At 49.4% G+C, this 3,335-nt stretch carries 2 protein-coding genes; both read left to right on the top strand.

Annotated features, from left to right (window positions below; translation table 11 throughout):
- Positions 1–141: 141 nt before the first annotated feature.
- The gene (locus EYQ01_06705) at positions 142–378 is read left to right on the top strand and encodes a hypothetical protein (GenBank protein HIE65487.1); all 237 of its coding nucleotides are present in this window, start codon (positions 142–144) and stop codon (positions 376–378) included.
- Between the two features lie 462 nt (positions 379–840).
- Complete coding sequence (locus tag EYQ01_06710; protein ID HIE65488.1) at positions 841–3,144, top strand: RNA-binding transcriptional accessory protein; 2,304 nt, start codon at positions 841–843, stop codon at positions 3,142–3,144.
- Positions 3,145–3,335: the final 191 nt, after the last annotated feature.

Consider the following 3,335-nt stretch of genomic DNA (forward strand, 5'->3'; position numbering starts at 1 on the left):
GATGGGATTGAGATCAATAAATCAGATCAGGTCGCCGCTTAATGAAGATCTCATACACCAGATTTGACAATAACTCACCCGATACCAGGAAGTAATAGAAAGACACCTAACCATACTGATCTTGTCACCAAAAAACTCCCTATGTTTAAATATGAGGAAGAGGTCCGGATAGTCTACTTTGATGAAAATGACGAAATCGAATCTACTAATGGTGTGCAGTTGAAGTTTGATTTTGAGCAAAACATTGAATCAGTCAGAGTCCATCCACAGGCAGATTCAGTATTCTTTGAAACTGTTCATTCCATTGTTGAAAAATATACACCAAATTTTAAGGGGAAAGTAGCATGGTCAGACATGAAATTAAATCCCCCATTTTAAATAGTGAATCGTTGATTGAAACCAGCTCTGATTAGCAATATATGAATAAGAGAAACCTAACAGGTCGTCAGACTGTGTGAAAACTCGGAGCCAATTCGTCCAGATGAGATAGATCAATCATACCCCTGAGACAGAATTAGGAATTCTGTCTCAGGTTTTAACCTTATCTCCCCGGATTAAAGCCTTTCTCGGGCCTATTCCCCCCCGATTTTTCCCTCGCATATGAGACCGTACTTCTTATTATAATGTCTCATTCGGCTACATTTAGGCTCTTCCAGATTTGAACACTCAAAGTAGGTAATCTTTGTTCTTCTAGGACAGGATTAGCGAACGAATAAAAAATAAAACGGTTTTTTACATTTCGGTCCGAGGAATCCTTTTCTGAATCGACCTAAGGACCTCCATAGTTTTCTGTTTTTCTGCTAGAATGCCCCAACACGATAACAAGAAAAGGCGAAGACAATGAAGAACATTCATCAAATCATCGCGGAGGAATTGAAGGCTGAAGAGAGGCAGGTTGTCTCTGCCGTCGCACTGATTGATGACGGCTCGACGGTTCCTTTTATTGCTCGATACCGGAAGGAGGCGACCGACGGTCTGGACGATGTGCAGCTCCGACGCCTGGAGGAGCGTCTATACTACTTGCGTGAATTGGAAGAACGCCGGGGGCTTGTCCTCAAGAATATCGGAGAGATGGGCAAGTTAAGCGAGGGGCTGAAAACCGCCATTCTGGAGGCGGAGACAAAGACAAGGCTGGAAGATCTCTATCGCCCTTATGTGAAGAAACGCCGAACAAAGGGTCAAACTGCCCGCGAGGCCGGCCTTGCCCCTTTGGCCTTCACCCTGCTTGAGACCCCCACCTTGAATCCTGAAAGGTGTGCGGCGGACCATCTCAATCCCGAAAAAGGTATCGAAGATATCCAGAAGGCCCTGGCGGGGGCGCAGGATATTTTGATGGAACATTTCTTGGAAGATGCCTCCTTGCTCGCGGTATTGAGGGAGTACGCTCAAAAACAGGGTAAACTCTGCGCGCTTGTGATTAAAGGCAAAGAAAACGAAGGCTCGAAATTTTCAGACTATTTCGATTTCATCGAGCCGGTGAAATCGATCCCCTCGCACCGCGCACTGGCCTTATTTCGGGGACAGAAAAAAGAGATCCTGAAGCTCCGTATACTCCTTGATGAGTCGGAGGGGGATCTCAAGACACATCAACCCCATTCTAAAGGCGGGCGGATGATCGCTCGCCATTTTGATATCAAGGCAGCGGGCCGTCCGGCGGATGCCTGGTTATTGGATGTTGTCCGTTCAGCCTGGCGGCTTAAACTCCTGCCTCATTTAGATTTGGAGCTGAAGCGCCAGCTTCGCGAGCGGGCTGAGGAAGAGGCCATAAAGGTTTTTGCCCGCAACCTGCATGATTTACTTCTGGCTGCTCCCGCCGGGCCAAGGGTAACAATGGGTCTCGACCCCGGTATAAGAACGGGCATTAAGGCCGCCGTGATTGACGGCACGGGAAAACTGCTCGCCACGGCCACACTTTACGCGCATGCTCCCAGAAACGAATGGGATCAATCGATTTTAGCATTGGCAAAATTGGCGGAAAAATATAAGGTAGAATTGATCAGCATCGGCAATGGCACGGCATCTAGAGAGACGGACCGCCTGGTGGGCGATCTCATGCAACGACACCCCGATTTGAACTTGCGGAAAACCATCGTCTCCGAAGCAGGGGCCTCTGTTTATTCCGCGTCAGAATTTGCTTCGATGGAGTTTCCGACCCTGGATGTTTCCCTTCGCGGGGCGGTTTCCATCGCCCGCCGGTTACAAGATCCCTTGGCGGAATTGGTAAAGATCGAAGGCAAGGCCATTGGGGTCGGACAATATCAGCACGATGTCAATCAGGCCCGCCTGGCCCATTCACTAAACCATGTGGTCGAAGACTGCGTGAATGCCGTTGGCGTCGATCTCAATACCGCATCTGTGCCGCTCTTGGGTCTTGTTTCCGGGTTGAGCCCTGGCCTGGCAAAAAATGTTGTTGCTTTCCGGGATGAAAACGGACCTTATCGCGACCGGCTTGGCTTGATGAAGGTCCCGCGCCTTGGGCTAAAAGCCTTTGAACAGTGCGCCGGTTTTCTGCGTGTCATGAATGGTACAAGCATCTTGGACAGCTCTGCGGTTCATCCCGAGGCCTATTCTGTCGTGGAAAGGATTGCAGAGAAATGCGGACGGAGCATCGATACCCTCATCGGAGATGCACATTTCTTGCGGTCGTTAGAGGCGAAAGACTTTACCGATGTTCGGTTTGGTGAACCCACGGTTTGCGACATTCTGTCGGAGTTGGAGAAACCGGGGCGTGATCCCCGGCCCGAATTTAAAATGGCGCAATTTCGGACAGGCATCGAAAAAGCGAGCGATCTGAAGCCCTGTATGCGGCTCGAAGGTGTCGTCAGTAATGTCACAAATTTTGGTGCTTTTGTGGATATCGGCGTCCATCAGGACGGCCTGGTGCATATTTCAAAACTGGCCGATCAGTATGTTTCCGATCCCCATAAAATTGTCAAAGCCGGGGATATTGTCAGGGTCAAGGTCGAATCGATCGATCTTGCGCGCCAAAGGATTGCCCTGACGATGCGTATGGGAAGTGCCGCCACAAAACAACCCACGGAGATCAAAAAAAAGAAGCCCACTCCTCAAGGTACGAAAAAAACACCCATCCAACAAACCGCCATGGCCGCTGCGCTTGAGAAGGCGCAGAGGGAAAAGACCTGACCACATTTTTTTGGCCGAAGCACTTTTGTCTCTATTCACCAAACTCCTATTGTTGCGTTGGGCGGTGTTGCAGTGGTGCGCGTCTTCGCGTATAGCTACGTACGCTGTGGCTCTACCGGTAATCCCCCCATTAATAATGGTTCACAGAAGTAGAGCCTGTGTTGCCAGCGTCAATTTTTGATAGGGTGTAA

The sequence above is a fragment of the Candidatus Manganitrophaceae bacterium genome, from assembly GCA_012960925.1.
GTDB lineage: Bacteria > Nitrospirota > Nitrospiria > SBBL01 > JAADHI01 > DUAG01.

Excerpts from the sequence above, each read along its gene's own strand:
- EYQ01_06705 (HIE65487.1), top strand. The coding sequence starts at position 142 with ATGTTTAAATATGAGGAAGAGGTCCGGATAGTCTACTTTGATGAAAAT.
- EYQ01_06710 (HIE65488.1), top strand. The coding sequence starts at position 841 with ATGAAGAACATTCATCAAATCATCGCGGAGGAATTGAAGGCTGAAGAG.